Here is a 19,118-nt window from a genome sequence, read left to right on the forward strand (position 1 = left end):
CCGGGTCCGGCCGGTGCCGCTGCGCGCCCGCCCTCCCCCTTCCGCGTTGCAAGGACCCCACTGCACATGGCTGCCCGCAAGACCGCCGCTCCCGCCTTCGAACTCCACGCCCGTCCCGGGCAACCGCTGGGCATGCCCGCCGCGACCTTCCTGCGCGACTACTGGCACAAGCGCCCGCTGCTGATCCGCAACGCCTTCCCCGGCTTCGTCTCGCCGATCGAGCCGGGCGACCTGGCCGGGCTGGCCTGCGAGGAGGCGGCGCTGTCGCGGCTGATCGAGCACGACCGCGCCAACGACCGCTGGCGCGTGCGCAGCGGCCCGTTCCAGGAGCACGAGTTCCCCAGCATGCCCGACCACGACTGGACCCTGCTGGTGCAGGACGTGGACAAGTGGGACCCGGACATCCGCGCCCTGCTCGAGCAGTTCCGCTTCCTGCCGCGCTGGCGGGTGGACGATGTGATGGTCAGCTTCGCCGCGCGCGGCGGCTCGGTCGGCGCGCACGTGGACCATTACGACGTGTTCCTGCTGCAGGCCCACGGCCACCGCCGCTGGCAGATCGACGCCAGCGTCGCGCTGGGCCGCCCGGCGCCGCCGACCGACTTCCGCGACGACGTGGAGCTGAAGCTGCTGCGCCAGTTCGATCCGACCCACGACTGGGTGCTGGGACCGGGCGACATGCTGTACCTGCCGCCGCTGGTGCCGCACCACGGCGTGGCCGAGGACGCCTGCCTGACCTTCTCGGTGGGCATGCGTGCGCCGTCCTCGGCCGAGCTGATCGCCGATTACCTGGACACCCTGATCGACGGCGCCGACGAGGCGCTGCGCTACCACGACGAAGACCTGCAGGCCCCGGCCGATCCGTACGAGATCGATGCGGCGGCGATGGGCCGCGTGGTCGAGGCGCTGAATGCGCTGCGCATGAACGACCCGGACAAGCTCGGCGCCTGGTTCGGCCGCTTCATCACCACCTACCGTGCCGCCGGCGAGATCCTGCCGCCGGCCGGGCTGCCGCCGGCGGCGGAGATCGCCGCGGCGCTGGAACAGGGCCTGGTCCTGCAGCGGCATCCCTGGGCGCGGCCGGCGTGGCGGCGCGCCAGCCGCGGCGCCATGCTGTTCTGCAGTGGCCTGCAGTTCGCGCTGCCGGTGAAGGACGCCAAGCGCCTGGCCGCGGCCGAGCACCTCGACGGCACGGACTATGCGGCGCTGTCGGCGGCCGGCAGGCAGACCCTGCTGGAACTGATCGAAGGCGGCTTCTACCAGCCGCTGGACGCGCAGGATGCCGGGGACGAGGACACCGAGGCGAGCTGATCCGACCATGCCCGGCCCCGATTTCCGCATCGCTGCGCTCGACCCCGTCCGCGACGGCGCCGAACTGCGCGCGCTGCGTGCCGCGACCGGTGCCGCGGCGGAGCCGGCCGACACCGCGGCGGCGGCGCTGGACGCGCTGGGCGAGCATCTGGTTGCGCGCAGCGACGACGGCCAGGTAGTGGGCGCGGTACGGCTCGGCGCGGACCGGCGGATCGCCGCACTGACCGTGCTGCCCGGCTGGCGCCGACGCGGGGTCGGCAGCGCCCTGCTGCGTGGCCTGGTCGAGACGGCGCAACGCCGGCGCTGGCCGCACCTGGAGCTGCAGGCCCCGGCCGCCACGCTGGCGTTCTATGCCCGCCACGGCTTTCTGCCGCCCGCGGGCGGCATGGCCGCCGCCGCGGAGGCCGTGCCGCTGCGGCGCCGCTTCGACGGTGCCGTGGCGGTGGAGGACGCGGCGACGGCGATCGCCGCCAGCATCGCGGTGCTGGCGCAGGCCCGCCGCCAGGTGCTGATCCACAGCCGCGCGCTGGATCCGGGCCTGCTCGACGATGCCCGCGTGCTGGAACAGCTGCGCCGCTTCGCCGTCGCCGCGCATGCCAAGCAGGTGTGGGTCCTGCTGCACGACGCGGCAGCGCCGCAACGCGCCGGCGCGCCCTTGCTGGCCCTGGCGCAGCGCTTGCCCAGCGTGTTCCAGTTCCGCGAAGTCAGCGATCCGGTGGATCGCAGCGACGCCACCGCCTACCTGGTCAACGAGGGCGGCGGCTACTACTTCCGTGGTCTCGGTCACCGTTACGACGGCGACACCGACCTGCTCGGCAGTGCCCGCGCGCGCCAGTTGCGCGCCACCTTCGACCGGGTCTGGGAGCGCGCCCGGCCCTGCAGCGAACTGCGCGCACTGGGCTGGTGAGGCGGCCGCGACCACGCCGCCGCAACTGCCACGGATGAACCGGGATCGGCCTTGACCACGCCGAATGCACACCCCGGCTGGTTCATGGGGGTATAATTTTTGCGCTTGATTACGCCCGCGCGGCCCACGCGTCCGCCGGTTCCTACCGCAAGCCACCCCAAACAAAGCGACCGCACCCCACCATCGTGGACAATCTACTCAAGCAGTTTGCGCAGTCATCGCAACTCGCCGGCGGCAATGCCGCCTATATCGAAGACCTGTACGAACAGTATCTGGTCTCTCCCGACAGCATCGATCCCAAGTGGAAAACCTACTTCGACGGCTTCCAGGGCCGCGATGCCGGTGACGTTCCCCACTCTGCGGTCATCGCCCACATCGCCAGCGCCGCGCGCCAGGCCGCCAACAGCGGCACCGGTCCGAGCGGCGACGAGCGCGAGCGCCATGTCGGCCGCCTGATCACCGCCTACCGTTCGCGCGGCCACCTCGGCGCGCGCCTGGATCCGCTGGGCCTGACCCCGCCGGTGAACCCGCCGGACCTGGGCCTGCCGTTCCACAGCCTGTCGGAAAGCGATCTGGGCAGCGAGTTCAGCACCGGCGGCCTCGGCGGCCAGCCGCGGATGAAACTGCGCGACCTGCTCGCGCGGCTGAAGGCGACCTACACCGGGTCGATCGGCAGCGAGTTCATGCACATCTCCGAGTTCGAACAGCGCCAGTGGATCTACCAGCGCCTGGAGAACGCGGGCGGCAACATCGCCGGCGACGCCGCCAGCCGCCGCCGCACCCTGGAGCGGATCACCGCCGCCGAGGGCCTGGAGCGCTACCTGCACACCAAGTACGTCGGCCAGAAGCGCTTCTCGCTGGAAGGCGGCGACTCGCTGATCCCGATGATGGACGTGCTGGTGCAGCGCGCCGGCAACGACGCGGTCAAGGACATCGTGGTCGGCATGGCCCACCGCGGCCGCCTCAACGTGCTGGTCAACACCCTGGGCAAGAACCCGCGCAAGCTGTTCGACGAGTTCGAAGGCAAGTTCGAGCACGCCCACGACGACCGCGCCCACACCGGCGACGTGAAGTACCACATGGGCTTCTCCGCCGACGTGGCGGTGGCCGACGGCAAGTCGGTGCACCTGGCGCTGGCGTTCAACCCCTCGCACCTGGAAATCGTCGACCCCGTGGTGGTCGGCAGCGTGCGTTCGCGCCAGGAGCGCTACGGCGACGCCGCGCGCAAGTCGGTGCTGCCGGTGATCATCCACGGCGACGCCGCGTTCGCCGGCCAGGGCGTGGTCATGGAGCTGTTCCAGATGTCGCAGGCGCGCGGCTTCGCGGTCGGCGGCACCGTGCACATCGTGGTCAACAACCAGATCGGCTTCACCACCAGCGCCCGTGACGACGCCCGTTCCACACTGTACTGCACCGACGTGGCCAAGATGATCGGCGCGCCGGTGTTCCATGTGAACGGCGACGATCCGGACGCGGTGGCGTTCGTGGCCAACCTGGCCTACGACTTCCGCCAGCAGTTCAACAAGGACGTGGTCATCGACCTGGTCTGCTACCGCCGCTGGGGCCACAACGAGGCCGACGAGCCGGCGGCCACCCAGCCGGTGATGTACCAGACCATCCGCAAGCACAAGACCACCCGCGAGCTGTACGCCGCCCAGCTGGAAAGCGAAGGCGTGCTGCAGGCCGGCGAGGCGCAGGCGCTGGTCGACGGCTACCGCAACAAGCTCGATTCGGGCGAGTACACCACCGAGCTGGCGACCCGCAAGCCCGACGAATTCGCCATCGACTGGTCCAAGTACCTGTCGGGCAAGCTCTCGGACAAGGTCGACACCACGGTCAAGCGCAAGACCCTGGACCAGCTGGCCAAGATCATCACCACCATCCCGGGCGGTGTCGAGCTGCACCCGCGCGTGGCCAAGATCTACGAGGACCGGGTGAAGATGGCCGCCGGCGAACTGCCGGGCGACTGGGGCTTCGCCGAAAACCTGGCCTATGCCACGCTGCTGGGCGAGGGCCACAAGCTGCGCCTGGTCGGCCAGGACGCGGGCCGCGGCACGTTCTTCCACCGCCACGCGATCCTGCACGACCAGAAGACCGACAGCTACTACCTGCCGCTGCGGCAGCTGGTGGAGAACCCGGAAGACGCCACCGTGATCGACTCGCTGCTCAGCGAGGAGGCGGTGATGGGCTTCGAGTACGGCTACTCAACCACCGACCCCAATGCGCTGTGCATCTGGGAAGCGCAGTTCGGCGACTTCGCCAACGGCGCGCAGGTGGTGATCGACCAGTTCATCGCCGCCGGCGAGGCCAAGTGGGGCCGCATCTCCGGCCTGGCGCTGTTCCTGCCGCACGGCTACGAAGGCCAGGGCCCGGAGCACAGCTCCGCGCGCCTGGAGCGCTTCCTGCAGCTGTGCGCACTGGAGAACATGCTGGTCTGCGTGCCGACCACCCCGGCGCAGGCGTTCCACATGATCCGCCGGCAGATGCGCATGTCCACGCGCAAGCCGCTGGTGGTGATGACGCCCAAGTCGCTGCTGCGCCACAAGCTGGCGGTGTCGACGCTGGAAGAACTGGCCGACGGCGAGTTCCAGCACCTGATCCCGGACGCCAAGGCCGACCCGAAGAAGGTCAAGCGCGTGGTCGCCTGCTCCGGCAAGGTCTACTACGACCTGCTCGAGGACCAGACCAAGCGCGGCCAGGACGACGTCGCCATCCTGCGCGTGGAGCAGCTGTATCCGTTCCCGCGCGAGTTGCTGGCCGCCGAGCTGAAGCGCTACGGCAATGCCACCGACCTGGTCTGGTGCCAGGAAGAGCCGCAGAACCAGGGCGCCTGGTATCAGATCAAGCATCACCTGCAGGCCTGCCTGGCCGACGGACAGAGCCTGCACTACGCCGGCCGCGCCCGTTCGCCGTCTCCCGCCGCCGGCCATTTCGCCGAGCACGTGGAAGAGCAGCTGAAGCTGGTCGCCGACGCGCTGTTGAATCCGTTCAACGACCAAGTCGCTGAATAAACCACATCACCCTTTCGAAAAAAGACACCACTAGGACGCCCCCTGCAATGGCCACCGAAGTCAAAGTTCCGGTACTGCCCGAATCCGTATCCGATGCCACCATCGCCAGTTGGCACAAGAAGGCCGGCGAGGCGGTCAAGCGCGACGAGAACCTGGTGGACCTGGAGACCGACAAGGTCGTGCTGGAAGTGCCCTCGCCCGTCGACGGCGTACTGAAGGAGATCAAGTTCGAGACCGGTGCCACCGTGACCAGCTCGCAGATCCTGGCGATCATCGAGGAAGGCGCGGCCGCCGCTGCGGCGCCGGCCGAGGCCAAGGTCGCCGAGGCACCGAAGGCCGAAGCGCCCAAGGCCGCCGCCGCGGAAGCGCCGAAGGCCGCCAAGGCCGAGACGCCGAAGGCCGCCGGTGACGTCTCCAGCCTGCCGCCGGGCGCGCGCTTCAGCGCCATCACCGAGGGCGTGGATCCGTCGCAGGTCGAAGGCACCGGCCGTCGCGGCGCGGTGACCAAGGAAGACATCCTCAACTACGCCAAGAACGGCGGCGCCGGCAAGGCCAGCGGTGCGCGTCCGGAAGAGCGCGTGCCGATGACCCGCGTGCGCAAGCGCATCGCCGAGCGCCTGATGCAGTCGAAGAACTCGACCGCGATGCTGACCACCTTCAACGAGGTCAACCTGGCCAAGGTCTCGGCCGCGCGCAAGGAACTGCAGGACGAGTTCCAGAAGGCCCACGGCATCAAGCTCGGCTTCATGAGCTTCTTCGTCAAGGCCGCCGCCAACGCGCTGCAGCGCTTCCCGCTGGTCAACGCCTCGATCGACGGCGACGACATCATCTATCACGGCTACAGCGACATCTCCATCGCCGTGTCCACCGACAAGGGCCTGGTCACGCCGGTGCTGCGCAACGTCGAGCGGCAGTCCTTCGCCGACATCGAGCAGGGCATCGCCGACTACGCCAAGAAGGCGCGCGACGGCAAGCTGAGCCTGGAAGAACTGCAGGGCGGCACCTTCACCGTGACCAACGGCGGCACCTTCGGCTCGCTGCTGTCGACCCCGATCATCAACCCGCCGCAGAGCGCGATCCTGGGCATGCACGCGATCAAGGAGCGTCCGATCGCCGAGAACGGCCAGGTCGTGATCGCCCCGATGATGTACCTGGCGCTGTCCTACGACCACCGCATCATCGACGGCAAGGACTCGGTGCAGTTCCTGGTCGACATCAAGAACCAGCTGGAAAACCCGGGCCGGATGCTGTTCGGTCTGTAAGAGCCGGGAATCGGGAATGGAGAAACGGGAATGGGACCAGCGCCCATCCGCCGCTCCATTCCCGCCTGGACCTGGATGGGAAACGGCAGGCGCATGCGCTTTTGCCAGTCCCCATTCCCCATTCCCTATTCCCGTGTGAGCAAATGAAATGAGCGAACAGTTCGACGTCGTCGTCATCGGTGCCGGTCCTGCCGGCTATCACGCGGCTATCCGCGCCGCCCAGCTGGGCCTGAAGACCGCGTGCATCGACGCGGCGCTGGGCAAGGACGGCAAGCCGGCGCTCGGCGGCACCTGCCTGCGCGTGGGCTGCATCCCGTCCAAGGCGCTGCTGGATTCCTCGCGCCAGTTCTGGAACATGGGCCACCTGTTCGGCGAGCACGGCATCAGCTTCAAGGATGCCAAGATCGACGTCGCCGCGATGGTCGGGCGCAAGGACAAGATCGTCAAGCAGTTCACCGGCGGCATCGCGATGCTGTTCAAGGCGAACAAGATCACCCCGTACTATGGCTTCGGCGAACTGCAGCCGGGCAACGTGGTCAAGGTCAAGCAGCACGACGGCAGCGAAGTCGAGCTGAAGGGCACCAACGTGATCCTGGCCGCCGGCTCGGATTCGATCGAACTGCCGTTCGCCAAGTTCGACGGCGAGACCATCGTCGACAACGTCGGCGCGCTGGACTTCACCGAAGTGCCGAAGCGTCTTGCAGTGATCGGCGCCGGCGTGATCGGCCTGGAACTGGGCAGCGTGTGGAAGCGCCTGGGCGCCGAGGTCACCATCCTCGAAGCGCTGCCGGACTTCCTGGCCCTGGCCGACGCCGAAGTGGCCAAGACCGCCTTGAAGGAATTCAAGAAGCAGGGCCTGGACATCAAGCTCGGCGCCAAGGTCTCCAAGACCGAGGTCACCGGCAAGGGCAAGAAGCAGGAAGTCGTCGTCACCTATAGCGATGGCGAAGGCGAGAAGACCCTTAACGTGGACAAGCTGCTGGTGGCCGTCGGCCGCCGCGCCGCCACCAAGGGCCTGCTGGCCGAAGGGACCGGGGTCAAGGTCAACGAACGCGGCCAGATCGAGGTCGATGCGCACTGCCACACCGGCGTGGACGGCGTGTGGGCGATCGGCGACTGCGTGCGCGGGCCGATGCTGGCGCACAAGGGCTTCGAGGAAGGCATCGCGGTCGCCGAACTGATCGCCGGCCTGCCCGGCCACGTCAACTTCGACACCATCCCGTGGGTGATCTACACCGAGCCGGAAATCGCCTGGGTCGGCAAGACCGAGCAGCAGCTCAAGGCCGAGGGCGTGCCGTACAAGGCCGGCAGCTTCCCGTTCGCGGCGATCGGCCGTGCGGTGGCGATGGGCGAGCCGGCGGGCTTCGTCAAGGTCATCGCCCACGCCGAGACCGACCGCGTGCTGGGCATGCACCTGGTCGGCGTCGGCGTCTCCGAACTGGTCCACGAAGGCGTGCTGACCATGGAGTTCAACGGCTCGGCCGACGACCTGGCGCGCATCTGCCACGCCCACCCCACCCTGTCCGAAGCGATCCACGACGCGGCCATGGCGGTGAGCAAGCGGGCGATCCACAAGGCTAACTGAGGCCGGGAAACGGGAATGGAGAATCGGGAATAGCAAGCATTCCCTGCACTTCACTCCCACGCATAACGCCGGACTCAGGTCCGGCGTTATGCGTTTCGGCTTTTGATTTTCTCATTCCCTAATCCCGGTTCCCCATTCCCGATGAAAAGCATCTGCGTCTACTGCGGTTCCAACGCCGGCAACAAGCCCGCCTACGTCGAACGCGCCACCGCGCTGGGCACGCGCATCGCCGAGCAGGGGCTGCGCCTGGTCTATGGCGGCGGCAATGTCGGCCTGATGGGCACCGTGGCCAATGCGGTGCTCGCCGCCGGCGGCGAGGTCACCGGCGTGATTCCCAAGCAATTGGCCGACTGGGAAGTGGCGCACCGCGGCCTCACCGAACTGGAGATCGTCGGCTCGATGCATGAGCGCAAGTCGCGCATGTTCGACCTCTCCGACGCCTTCGTCGCCCTGCCCGGCGGCTTCGGCACCATGGAAGAGATCTTCGAGATGCTGACCTGGCGCCAGCTCGGCATCGGCAACAAGCCGTGCGCCTTCCTCGACGTGGAAGGCTTCTACGCGCCGCTGATCGGCATGATCGATCGCATGGTCGAGGAGCGCTTCCTGCACCCGGACCAGCGCGCCGACCTGTGGTACGGCAGCGACATCGAGACGATGCTGGGCTGGATGCGGGACTATACGCCGGCGCAGGCGTCGAAGTGGATTGATGAAAAGCGGCGCAATGCATTGCGTTGAGACGGCAAACGCGCGGTGAGTTCATGGCGCGTGGCGACGCGTTACAGCATTCGGCGCCTCACTGCCACTGCAGCGCGGATTGATGAAAAGCGGCGCAATGCATTGCGTTGAGAGACGGCAAACGCGCGGTGAGTTCATGGCGCGTGGCGACCGCCTCGGTCACCGCACACCACGACAGGAGTGTCTTGTAGGAGCGGCTTCAGCCGCGACGGGCGTTACCGGGAACGCCCTGTCGCGGCTGAAGCCGCTCCTACGGGACAAGCGCATCTGGATTGCGTGTGGCGGGAGCAGGTGCCCTCCAGTCGCTCCAGCATGTGGGAATGACTGAGGTACCGACCGACCGGGATCGCCGCAACGCGTCGCGCCGAGACGAAACACATCGCCTTGGCAGCAAGCGCCACCCGCACGGCGACGCGCTCCGCATGCGATCGCCTCAGAGCTGTTGCGGCGCGGCGGCCGGGCGCCCCAGCAGATAGCCCTGCCCGTAATCGCAGCCCAGTTCGCGCAGGGTCGCCAGTTGCTGCTCGGTCTCGATGCCTTCGCCCACCGTCTCGATGCCCAACGTACTGGCCAGGGCGAGGATGCCGCGCACCAGCGCGTGGCTGCCGGTGCCGCCCTCGTCCTGCAGGCCGGCGACGAAGCTCTGGTCGATCTTCAGCACCGAGATCGGGAAGCGGTGCAGGTAGGACAGCGCCGAGAACCCGGTGCCGAAGTCGTCCAGTTGCGCCAGCACGCCGCGCTCGCGCAGCGCCTGCAGGATGGCCAGGGTGCGCGGCGCGTCGTCGAGCAGCGCCACTTCGGTGATCTCCACCCGCAGCCGGCGCGGATCGGCCCCGGCGGTGTCGATCAGCCCGAACAGCCGCTCGGTGAAATCCGGCGAGCGGAAGTGCCGCGGCGAGACGTTGACCGAGACGTAGCCACCCTCGCTCTGCGCCAGGCGCCGGATCACCTGTGCGTACAGCAGCCAGTCCACCTGCTCGATCAGGCCGCTCTCTTCGCCCAGGTCGATGAACTGGCTCGGCACCAGCAGCCCACGGCTCTCGTGGCGCCAGCGCAACAGCGCCTCGTGGCCGATCACTTCGCCGTCGCGCAGGCGCACGATCGGCTGGTAGAACGGCTCGAAATCGCGGTTGTTGATCGCACGGCGCAGATCCGCCTCCAGATCCAGGCTGCGCAGCGCCGCCTCGCGCATGGCCTCGTCGAACACCACGCAGCGGTCCTGGGTCTGCGCCTTGGCCCGGTACATGGCCGCATCGGCGTCGCGCAGCATCTCCTCGCCGTTGTGATAGCGCGGATGCCAGGCGGCGATGCCCAGGCTGCCGGACGGGAACAGTTCGCGGCCGGCCACCCACATCGGCTGGCCGAGCACGTGCAGCAGGCGCCGTGCCAGCTCGCGCGCGCCGTCCAGGCCATGCTCGGATGGCGTCAGCACCGCGAACTCGTCGCCGCCCAGGCGCGCCACCACGTCCTGGCCGCGGATCGTGGAGACGATGCGCTTGGCCACCTGCACCAGCATCTCGTCGCCGGCGGCATGGCCGATGCTGTCGTTGACCAGCTTGAACCGGTCCAGGTCCAGGAACAGCACGGCGAAGGTCCTGCCGCCGCCGCGCGCGCGCGAGATCGCCTCGCTGAGCCGGTCCAGCAGATGCGAGCGGTTCGGCAACCCGGTCAGTGCATCGTGCAGCGCCTGATGGGTCAGGCGCTGCTCGGCGCGCCAGCGCTCGGCGATCTGCGCCAGCAGCTGCTCGTTGACCTCGGCCAGCTCGCGGGTGCGCTCGTCCACGCGCTGCTCCAGCTCCGCGTGCGCCAGCCGCAGCCGTTCCTGCGCGCGCTGCCGCGCCAGGCCGCTGCCGACGTTGTGCGCGACGAAGGTGAGCAGGCGCTGGTCGTGCTCGGTGAAACGTACCTTGGCGACGTAGCTCTGCACCACGATCGCGCCGATCACCTCGCCCTCGTCGAACAGCGGCGCGCCCAGCCAGCTGTAGGGGCGCTGGCCGTACTCCTGCACCTCGCCCTGCGCCAGCAAGGCGTCGATGTCGGACAGTTCGAGCAGCTGCGGGCGCCGCACCCGCATCACGTATTCGGTCAGTCCGCGGCCACGGCGCCGTTGCGGCCGGTACGGGGTGAACTCGTCCACCGAATACACGAATTCCAGCATCGTGTCGTCGTCGGACAGCAGGGCGATGTACAGATTGCGTGCGTCGATCAGCCCGCCGACGATGGCATGCACCTCGGTGTAGAACTGTTGCAGGCTCTCCGAGCGGATCGCCAGCTCGGCGATGCGGAACAGCGCCAGTTGCAGCATCTCGGCGCGCTTGCGCTCCTGGATCTCGTCCTGCAGGTCGCAGTTGGCGCGCTGCAGCTCCTGAGTGCGCAGGTCCACCCGCCGCTCCAACTGCACCTGCGCATGACGCCGGTCCATCGCGGTCTGCACGTGCTGCGCCACGTAGGCCAGCAGCGCGCGGTCGGCATCGGTGTAGCGCAGCGCGTAGTCGTAGTTCTGCACCACGATGGCGCCGCACACGCGGCCCTCGCGCAGCATTGGCACGCCCAGCCAGTCGCGGCTTTCCGGGCCGTGGCCGACGTTGTCGCCCACCTTCAGGCGCTCGCGCACCTGCTCCGACGGCCCGCGCACCGCACGGCCGTGGCGCAGCAGGGCGAAGGTGAGGCTATGCGGCATGTCGTGCAGGAAGTAGGTCCGCTCCGGATCGGCGACGAAGTCGTCGTGGCGGTCGGAGAAGTACAGGAAGCGCATGCTCTGCTGGTCTTCGTCGTACTCGACGATGTAGCAGTTCTCCGCGTACATCAGCGATTCCAGCACGGCGTGCACGCGCTGCAGCATCTGGCTCATTTCCAGATCGGCGCCGGCCAGGTCGGCGATCTCGTACAGCGCTTGCTGCAGCTGCTTGGATTTTTCCAGGCCCTCGATGCGTGCGCGCATGCGCTCGGTGTCGAGCAGGTTCAGGCCGAACGCGACCGCGGCGTCGCACCAGGCCGCGCGCTGCGCGGCGTCCAGGGGCTGCGCCACTTCCGCGCCGATCGCCACGCAGGCGCCTTCGGCGGTGCGGTGCACGTGCAGCAGCGCCGGCACCGTCGACGGCAGCGGCGCGGTGCCGGCCAGCGCCTCGGCGACCAGCGCCTGCAGCCACGCCGGCGCCTGTGCGCTGGCGCCCTGCAGGCGCCCGACCACGCCGTCGCCGCAGCCGATCGCCACGGCGCTGCCGGGCGGCAGCAGGCCGCACAGGGCCTGCGCCGTGCGCGCGGGGGCATGGCCGCCGGATGGGTCTTCGCGGACCGTGGTGGACGTATTGAACAGCATCGACGACAACTCCTGCAGGGCCCCCCGGAACTGCTCCACGCTCGCCCTTCACATCAGCATACCCGTTGCATGCGTCGATCGACGCCCGCTCGACCCCGAAGTGGCGAGATACGCGTTTGTCTACACATGTTGTCCGAACTTCCGCCATCGCCGCCCGCGTCCCGCCCCCCGCCTCCCGACTATGCGCAGGCCCGGGGAACGCTTAGGCTTGCCGCCGTGGACGCCCCGGTCGAAGCGAGCGACGAAGCCCTGATGCTGGCCTACGCGGCCGGCGACGCGCGCGCGTTCGAGACCTTGTACCTGCGCCACCGCGGCCGCCTGTACCAGTACCTGCTGCGACAGCTGCGCGACCGGGCACTGGCCGAAGAACTGTTCCAGGACGTGTGGCAGCGGGTCATCGCCGCGCGCCTGGACTGGCAGCCGCAGGCCGCATTCACCACCTGGCTGCTGCGCATTGCCCACAATCGGCTCGGCGACCATTGGCGCGCGGCCAAGCATCGTCCGCCGGCACCGGCCGACGCCGACCTGCGCACCGCCCGCGTGCAGGACCCCGACACCCCGGAGCGGCAGTTGTCCGCCTTCGAACAACGGCGCCAGCTGCAACTGGCCCTGGATGCGCTTCCCGAGGAGCAACGCGACGTGCTGCTGCTGCGCCTGGAGCAGGAATTGAGCCTGGACGAGATCGGGCAGATCACCGGCGTCGGCCGCGAAACGGTCAAGTCGCGGCTGCGCTATGCGATGGACAAACTGCGCGCGAGGCTGGGCGGATGAGCGCCGACGAACCGCTGACCCCGGAAGAGCGCGCGCTCGCCGAACGCCTGCGCCAGGGCCGGCAGGCGCTGCCGCCGCCGGCGCTGGATGCGGCGATCCTGGCCGCCGCGCGCGCAGCGGTCGCGCCGGGTGCCACCGAGATCGCGGACTACCCCAGCAGCGCCGCGGAGCGGGCGCGGGCGCAAGCCGCCACGTCACTGCCGGTGCCGCCACCCGCGCCTGCCGGAAAGGCGACGGCCCACGCCCCCGCAGCGCGCCCCGCTCCAGCCGCGTCGCGATCGCGCTGGCCGACCTGGCTCGGCCTGGCCGCCTCGCTGGTGCTGGTGGCCGGCATCGCCTGGCGCGCACGCCCACCGGTGCCCTCCGCACCGGCATCCGCACCGGCGGTGGTGCCTGCCCCGGCAGTCGCTCCCGCTCCCGACGCATCGCCGGCCCCCTCCTCCGCGGAGCCGGCGCAGGCGCCTGCCGCGCCGCTGACGGAGCGTACGCCGGAGGCACAGGCGCACAAGCCGGCGCCCGCAAAGCGCCAGCCCCCTCCCACGTCACCGACGCTGATGGCGCCCGCCGCGCCGCCGGCCCCGCCACCGCCGCCCATCGTGGCCGACAGCAACGCGCCCGCCGCCGAGCAGCAGGCCGCACCGGCCGCGATGGCCTTGCGCGCGCCGGCGCGCGCGGCGACGACGCAGGACGCCTTGCCACGCAGCGCCCCCACCGACCACGCCCGCCAGGCCACGTTGGCGGCCTCCACCCACGCGCAGGCCGCCGCGACCGAGTCGTCGGAGGCGCTCTCGCTACGTCCTTCGACGGCGACCGCCGATCCGGCCACCGCGTCGCCGCAGGCCGGCGCCTTGGCTGCCGCGGCGGAGGCCGCCGCGGAGGCCGACACGCAATTGCCTCCGCGGCGCTGGCTGCAGCGGATCCGCGAGCGCCGCGACAGCGGCGACCTGGACGCCGCCCGCGCCAGCCTGCTGCGCTTCCAGCGCACACACCCGCACCGCGCGGTGCCCGCAGACCTGCGCACGCTGCTGCACGACTGAGCCGCGCGATCCCGGCGCCTGCGCGCAGCGGGCCGGGGGCGCGCCTCGTCTACAATGCCGCCGATGCCCGATACGCTCCCGCACCCCGTCAGCCACAGCGTGGAGATCAAGCACAGCCGCTTCGTGGCCCACGCTGCGCCGATCGCCGACGCCGGCGCGGCACTGGCGTTCCTGCAGCAGGTCGCGGTGGCCGACGCCACCCATAATTGCTGGGCGTATCGCCACGGCGACGAGTACCGCTCCAGCGACGACGGCGAACCCGCCGGCACCGCCGGCCGCCCGATCCTGGCGGCGATCGACGGCCAGGGCTTCGATCGCGTGGTGGTGGTGGTCACACGCTGGTACGGCGGCATCAAGCTCGGCGCCGGCGGCCTGGTCCGCGCCTACGGCGGCAGCGCCGCCGAATGCCTGCGCCTGGCGCCACGGCAACCGCTGCTGGCCTTGAGCCTGCTGACCCTGCACTGTGGCTTCGACGACCTGGGCGCGGTGCATGCCGCGCTGAGCGCCTGTGCCGCGGAGAAACTCGATGAACGCTTCGATGCCGGCGGCGCCGAACTGCAGCTGCGCCTGCCCCGCGATCGCGTCGACGCCTTGAAAACCCGCCTGCGCGACGCCACTCGCAATCGGGTCCGCTGTTCGGAACCCGCCCCCGCATGAACACCCCGCCGGCCGACCAGGCCAAGTCGCTGCGCAGACTCGGCAGCCTGCGCACCCTGTGGCCGTTCGTGCGTCGCCGGCGCGGCCTGCTGATCGCCTGGCTGGTGGCGCTGGCGATCTCCTCCAGCGCCACGTTGAGCCTGCCGGTGGCGGTGCGGCAGATGATCGACCACGGTTTCAGCGACAGCAGCCGCATCAACCAGTCCTTCGCCCTGCTGTTCGCGGTCGCGCTGGTGCTGGCGGTGGCCACCGCCACACGCTTCTACTTCGTGTCCCTGCTCGGCGAGAAAGTCGTCGCCGACCTGCGCGAACGCCTGTACACGCACCTGATCGGCCTGCATGCCGGCTTCCACGACCGCAACCGCAGCGGCGAACTGGTCTCGCGCCTGTCCGCCGACAGCGAACTGCTGCGCGGGGTCATCGGCAGCACCATGTCGGTGGCGCTGCGCAGCACGGTCACCGCGATCGGCAGCGTGGTGATGCTGTGCGTGACCAGCCCGCACCTGGCCGCCTACACCCTGCTCGGCATCCCGCTGGCAGTGCTGCCGATCGTGCTCGGCGCGCGCCGCCTGCAGAAGATCTCCCGCGCCAGCCAGGACCGCGTCGCCGACGCCAATACCCTGGCCGCCGAGACCCTGGGCGCGGTGCGCACGGTGCAGGCATATGCGCGCGAAGGCTACGAACGCGGCCGCTTCGGCGAGGCGCTGGCGCAGACCGTGGCGGTGGCGCGGCGCCGGGTCGGCGCGCAGGCGCTGATCACCGCCGCGGCCATCGTGCTGATCTTCGGCGCCATCGTGCTGGTGCTGTGGTCCGGCGCGCACGAGGTCGCCGCCGGCGAACTCAGCGCCGGCGCGCTCGGCCAGTTCGTGCTGTACGCGATGTTCGGCGGCGGCTCGGTCGCCTCGCTGGCCGAGGTCTGGAACGATCTGCAGCGCGCGGCCGGCGGCATGGGCCGCATCGCCGAACTGTTCCAGGAACGTCCCGAGGTGGTCGCGCCGGCGCAGCCGCGTGCATTGCCGCAGCCGTTGCGCGGCGAGGTGCGTTTCGACAACGTCAGCTTCCGCTACCCGCAGCGCCCCGATCACCCGGCGCTGGACGGCTTCGACCTGCATGTGCGGCCCGGCGAGAGCGTGGCCCTGGTCGGTCCCTCCGGCGCCGGCAAGAGCACGGTGCTGGCGCTGCTGATGCGCTTCCACGATCCGCAGTCCGGCAGCGTGCAGGTGGACGGCCTGGACCTGCGCACGCTCGACCCGTCGCAGCTGCGCTCAGCGATCGGACTGGTGCCGCAGCACCCCACCCTGTTCGCCGCCAGCGCCGCCGACAACATCCGCTACGGCCGGCTCGAGGCCAGCGAGGCCGAGGTCGAGGCCGCGGCGCGCGCCGCCGAAGCCGACGCGTTCCTGCGCCAGTTGCCCGACGGCTACGCCAGCGAACTGGGCGAGCGTGGCGCGCGCCTGTCCGGCGGCCAGCAGCAGCGCATCGCCATCGCCCGCGCCGTGCTCAAGGACGCGCCGATCCTGCTGCTGGACGAGGCCACCAGCGCCCTGGACGCGCAGAGCGAAAACGCCGTGCAGCAGGCGCTGGAGCGGCTGATGGCCGGGCGCACCACCCTGGTGATCGCGCACCGCCTGGCCACCGTACTCAAGGCCGACCGCATCGTGGTGATGGACCACGGTCGCATCGTCGCCCAGGGCACCCACGCCGAGTTGCTGGCGCAGGGCGGGCTGTACGCCGAACTCGCTCGCCTGCAGTTCATCGACTGAGCACGCCGCGCTAACGACCGCGGGACTACGGTCGATCCGCGTCTGCCGCGGTCCGCGCATGTCGCGGCCGCCGTGCCGGCGTCCCGCATTCGATGCAGCGTTCGACAGGAGGCTCCCGATGTCCTTTCGCCAATTGCCTGCCCTCGGTCCCGACGGCGAGGCCTATCTGATCACCGAGTTCCAGGACGATGCGCCGCGCCAGCAGCAGGCGCAGCACGATCCGCACGCGGACAGCGGATTGCGCTACGAACTGGCCGACGGCCGCAAGCTGATCCGCCGCGGCCAGCAGTTCGTCACCACCGGCGGCGAGTTGACCTTGACCGCGGTCTAGCGCCACGGCCCTGGATCGTCCCTGTGCCCTGTCATCGCCACTGGCGTTCGGGGCACTGGCGGCGGGCTGGTGAATTTTTCGCCACACCTCTTGACAGGCTTGCCACGCAAGGCGCGCCAACGGTTATCCACATGTTTGTGCAGCGGCCATCCACATGCGCTGTGGATGAATTGCGGTGGTTGTCCGTCGGATGATCCCGTGAGTTAAGGCTGTGCGGTCGCGGCTGAAGCCGGCCCTACACGGGTCTCTATGCCTTTGTAGGAGCGGCTTCAGCCGCGACCACGAACCCGAGAAACCGCGCAATCGGTAAGCGCCGCGCTACTCAACCCGCCAGCACCCGCCCGATCCCACTGGCATCGATCTCCGCCGCCGCTGCACGCACCGCTGCAACATCGCTGGCCGGATCGAAGCCGAGCCGGAAATGCAGTTCGCCCGCCTGCGTGCGCGAGGAATGGATCGAGGCCAGGTTGACGCCGTGGCGCTCGAACACGTGCAACAGCGCGCGCAGCGAGCCGGCGCGGTCTTCCGGCAGATACACGCTGAGCGTGGACTGCTCGGTCAGATCGGCCAGCAGGTACCCCACCCGCTCGTAGCTGTAGTTGCCCTGCGCGATCGCCGCCTCGCCCAGCGCCTGCCGGTTGGCGTCGAGGAACTCGGCGCGGAACTGCGCGCGCGCCGCATCGTCGCCACGGCCGACCTGCGCACGCAGCCGCGACAATTGCGCGATCAGTCCTTCCAGGACATCGCCGACATGCGGATTGCCGAACTGGATGTCTTCGTAGATGGCCGGATTCAAGGCCAGGATGCGCGCGATGATCGCGGTGTCCAGCTCGAACGAGGCCGAGCGGTACGGCAGCAGGGCCTGCAGCGGCCCCAGCGCCGGCGCATGCTCGCGCAGCACCCCGGCCTGGGCCAGATGGGTGGCGTGGACCATGGCCTGCACCAGGGCCATCACCCGGTCGTGGTGCTCGGGCGTGGTGCGCACGCACTCGCCTTCCAGCGCCGCGTACAGCTGCTGCAGCCAGGGCTGCCACTGCGCCACCCGCGCTTCGCACACCACCAGCACGCGGCCTTTGAGCGTCGGCGACTTCGGCGGCGCGGTCATCGGGTGCAGGCCGGCCACCTCCGCCTGCGAGGCCAGCATCGCCGCCACCGGCGCGGCCTTGACCGAGGTGACGTCCAGCCACAACTGGCCGCGCTCGCGGCCACCGGCACGCCGCGCGTAGTCGCCGATCAACGCCGGCGTGTGCCGGATCGGGGCGGAGAAGATCAGCACCTGCGCCCGCTGCAGCAGCGCCTCCGGCGCCAGCGACTGCGGGTCGGCCGGATCGTGGCCGACCACCTCCAGTTGCATGCGCTCGCGGAAGAAGCGGCTCAGCCAGCGGCCGTAGGCGCCGGCGCTGCCGACGATGCCGACGACCGGGCGCAGGCTCACGCCAGGCGCTCGGCGACGAAGCGCAGCGGCGTGGCCAGCGCGGCCGGCGCCGCCGCCAGCACGTCCAGTTCTTCCACGTCCGCGGCCAGGGTCGCCTCCAGCGCCGCATGCACGCCAGCGATAGCGCGGCCGATCGCCGCCTCGAAGCTGTCGCCGCGCAGCAGGAAGGCCACCAGCAGCGCCATCAGCACATCGCCGGTGCCGGCCACGTCCACCGGCAGCAAGGGCGAGCACCAGCGGTAGACCGCCTCGTGGCTCACCGCCAGCGTCACCAGTTGCCCGGCATCACCACTGACACTATGCGCGAGCACCCACTCCGGGCCGCGCGCCAGCAACACGCGCGCGGCGGCGATCGCCTCGTCCTGGGCCAGCGCCGGCATGCCGGTCAGGCGGCCGAGTTCGAAGGCGTTCGGCGTCACCAGCCACGCATGCGGCAACAGGCGCTCGGCGAAGATCGCTTCCAGGCCCGGTTCCACGTAAGGACCGGTATGCGTATCGCCGATCACCGGGTCCAGGCAGTAGCGCAGCGTAGGGCACTGCGGCAGCGTGGCATCGAGCCAGTCGGCGAAGGCGGCGCCGTTGCCGACGCTGCCGAAGTAGCCGGACACCAGCATGCGCGCGCGTTGCGGCAGGCCGCGTTCGCTGGCGCCGAGCAGCAGGTCGGCGAACCAGTCCGAGGGCAGCACCTTGCCGCGCAGCGTGGCGTAGAACGGCGCATTGCTCAGCAGCGTGGTCGGGATCTCGGCCACGCGCAGGCCCAACGCGCGCATCGGCGGCACCGCCGCGCTGTTGCCGGCGTGGCCGTAGACGAGCTGCGACTGCACGGAGATGACATCGACCGGCACCGGCCCGTCGGGCCGTTGGCGACGGCCATGGATCAGATGACTGGCGGCGGCGGAACTCTTTGCGGAAGCGTCGTTCATCGCCGTAGTGTAGCGCCGGCACACGGGCGCTCGGGATGCGCGCATGCCGGCGTGTTGCAAGGCTTTAAGCAACA

14 protein-coding genes are annotated in these 19,118 nt (G+C 70.0%); 11 read left to right on the top strand and 3 right to left on the bottom strand.

Annotated features, from left to right (window positions below; genetic code table 11):
- Positions 1-66 precede the first annotated feature (66 nt).
- The 6 genes from Q7W82_RS14630 (at position 67) to Q7W82_RS14655 (ending at position 8,808) form a co-directional block, all read left to right on the top strand.
- Entirely contained in the window at positions 67-1,308 is a 1,242-nt protein-coding gene (locus Q7W82_RS14630) for a cupin domain-containing protein (protein ID WP_242160435.1), read from the top strand.
- Between the two features lie 7 nt (positions 1,309-1,315).
- Positions 1,316-2,215: a GNAT family N-acetyltransferase gene (locus Q7W82_RS14635; RefSeq protein ID WP_242160436.1), complete on the top strand. Its 900-nt coding sequence runs from the start codon at positions 1,316-1,318 to the stop codon at positions 2,213-2,215.
- A 185-nt stretch (positions 2,216-2,400) separates the two neighbouring features.
- Positions 2,401-5,226, top strand: a complete 2,826-nt coding sequence (locus Q7W82_RS14640) for a 2-oxoglutarate dehydrogenase E1 component (RefSeq protein WP_242160437.1) — start codon at positions 2,401-2,403, stop codon at positions 5,224-5,226.
- Positions 5,227-5,273: 47 nt separating this feature from the next.
- Positions 5,274-6,488, top strand: coding sequence for a dihydrolipoyllysine-residue succinyltransferase (sucB, locus tag Q7W82_RS14645; protein ID WP_242160438.1), 1,215 nt, complete (start codon positions 5,274-5,276; stop codon positions 6,486-6,488).
- A gap of 148 nt (positions 6,489-6,636) precedes the next feature.
- Entirely contained in the window at positions 6,637-8,073 is a 1,437-nt protein-coding gene (lpdA, locus tag Q7W82_RS14650) for a dihydrolipoyl dehydrogenase (protein WP_242160439.1), read from the top strand.
- Between the two features lie 141 nt (positions 8,074-8,214).
- The gene (locus Q7W82_RS14655; RefSeq protein WP_160946040.1) at positions 8,215-8,808 is read left to right on the top strand and encodes a TIGR00730 family Rossman fold protein; all 594 of its coding nucleotides are present in this window, start codon (positions 8,215-8,217) and stop codon (positions 8,806-8,808) included.
- A 433-nt stretch (positions 8,809-9,241) separates the two neighbouring features.
- Here the strand turns inward: Q7W82_RS14655 and Q7W82_RS14660 are convergent, their stop codons facing one another.
- Entirely contained in the window at positions 9,242-12,127 is a 2,886-nt protein-coding gene (locus Q7W82_RS14660; protein WP_242160440.1) for an EAL domain-containing protein, read from the bottom strand.
- Between the two features lie 216 nt (positions 12,128-12,343).
- Between Q7W82_RS14660 and Q7W82_RS14665 the strand changes: the two genes are divergently transcribed.
- From Q7W82_RS14665 to Q7W82_RS14685, 5 genes are all read left to right on the top strand, one after another.
- Positions 12,344-12,898 carry an RNA polymerase sigma factor gene (locus Q7W82_RS14665; protein ID WP_160946038.1) on the top strand — a complete coding sequence of 185 codons (555 nt, stop codon included), beginning with the start codon at positions 12,344-12,346 and terminating at the stop codon, positions 12,896-12,898.
- Positions 12,895-13,935: a hypothetical protein gene (locus Q7W82_RS14670; protein ID WP_242160441.1), complete on the top strand. Its 1,041-nt coding sequence runs from the start codon at positions 12,895-12,897 to the stop codon at positions 13,933-13,935. The genes Q7W82_RS14665 and Q7W82_RS14670 overlap by 4 nt, the downstream gene beginning before the upstream one ends.
- Positions 13,936-13,998: 63 nt before the next feature.
- Positions 13,999-14,592 (top strand): YigZ family protein, encoded by a 594-nt coding sequence (locus tag Q7W82_RS14675; protein WP_242160442.1) that lies wholly within the window; start codon positions 13,999-14,001, stop codon positions 14,590-14,592.
- Entirely contained in the window at positions 14,589-16,355 is a 1,767-nt protein-coding gene (locus tag Q7W82_RS14680; protein ID WP_242160443.1) for an ABC transporter transmembrane domain-containing protein, read from the top strand. Before Q7W82_RS14675 ends, Q7W82_RS14680 begins: the two co-directional genes overlap by 4 nt.
- A gap of 118 nt (positions 16,356-16,473) precedes the next feature.
- The gene (locus tag Q7W82_RS14685; RefSeq protein WP_010344257.1) at positions 16,474-16,686 is read left to right on the top strand and encodes a hypothetical protein; all 213 of its coding nucleotides are present in this window, start codon (positions 16,474-16,476) and stop codon (positions 16,684-16,686) included.
- Between the two features lie 322 nt (positions 16,687-17,008).
- On the opposite strand, the gene Q7W82_RS14690 is transcribed toward Q7W82_RS14685, so the two are convergent.
- A complete protein-coding gene (locus tag Q7W82_RS14690) occupies positions 17,009-18,121 on the bottom strand; it encodes a prephenate dehydrogenase (RefSeq protein WP_242160444.1) in 1,113 nt (370 codons plus the stop codon).
- Entirely contained in the window at positions 18,118-19,044 is a 927-nt protein-coding gene (pdxY, locus tag Q7W82_RS14695) for a pyridoxal kinase (protein ID WP_242160445.1), read from the bottom strand. Before pdxY ends, Q7W82_RS14690 begins: the two co-directional genes overlap by 4 nt.
- Between the last annotated feature and the right edge of the window lie 74 nt (positions 19,045-19,118).

Source organism: Xanthomonas indica, from assembly GCF_040529045.1.
Lineage (GTDB): Bacteria > Pseudomonadota > Gammaproteobacteria > Xanthomonadales > Xanthomonadaceae > Xanthomonas_A > Xanthomonas_A indica.

Coding starts and splice junctions, on each gene's coding strand:
- Q7W82_RS14630 (WP_242160435.1), top strand. CDS start 67: ATGGCTGCCCGCAAGACCGCCGCTCCCGCCTTCGAACTCCACGCCCGT.
- Q7W82_RS14635 (WP_242160436.1), top strand. CDS start 1,316: ATGCCCGGCCCCGATTTCCGCATCGCTGCGCTCGACCCCGTCCGCGAC.
- sucB (WP_242160438.1), top strand. CDS start 5,274: ATGGCCACCGAAGTCAAAGTTCCGGTACTGCCCGAATCCGTATCCGAT.
- lpdA (WP_242160439.1), top strand. CDS start 6,637: ATGAGCGAACAGTTCGACGTCGTCGTCATCGGTGCCGGTCCTGCCGGC.
- Q7W82_RS14655 (WP_160946040.1), top strand. CDS start 8,215: ATGAAAAGCATCTGCGTCTACTGCGGTTCCAACGCCGGCAACAAGCCC.
- Q7W82_RS14660 (WP_242160440.1), bottom strand. CDS start 12,127: ATGCTGTTCAATACGTCCACCACGGTCCGCGAAGACCCATCCGGCGGC.
- Q7W82_RS14670 (WP_242160441.1), top strand. CDS start 12,895: ATGAGCGCCGACGAACCGCTGACCCCGGAAGAGCGCGCGCTCGCCGAA.
- Q7W82_RS14675 (WP_242160442.1), top strand. CDS start 13,999: ATGCCCGATACGCTCCCGCACCCCGTCAGCCACAGCGTGGAGATCAAG.
- Q7W82_RS14680 (WP_242160443.1), top strand. CDS start 14,589: ATGAACACCCCGCCGGCCGACCAGGCCAAGTCGCTGCGCAGACTCGGC.
- Q7W82_RS14685 (WP_010344257.1), top strand. CDS start 16,474: ATGTCCTTTCGCCAATTGCCTGCCCTCGGTCCCGACGGCGAGGCCTAT.
- pdxY (WP_242160445.1), bottom strand. CDS start 19,044: ATGAACGACGCTTCCGCAAAGAGTTCCGCCGCCGCCAGTCATCTGATC.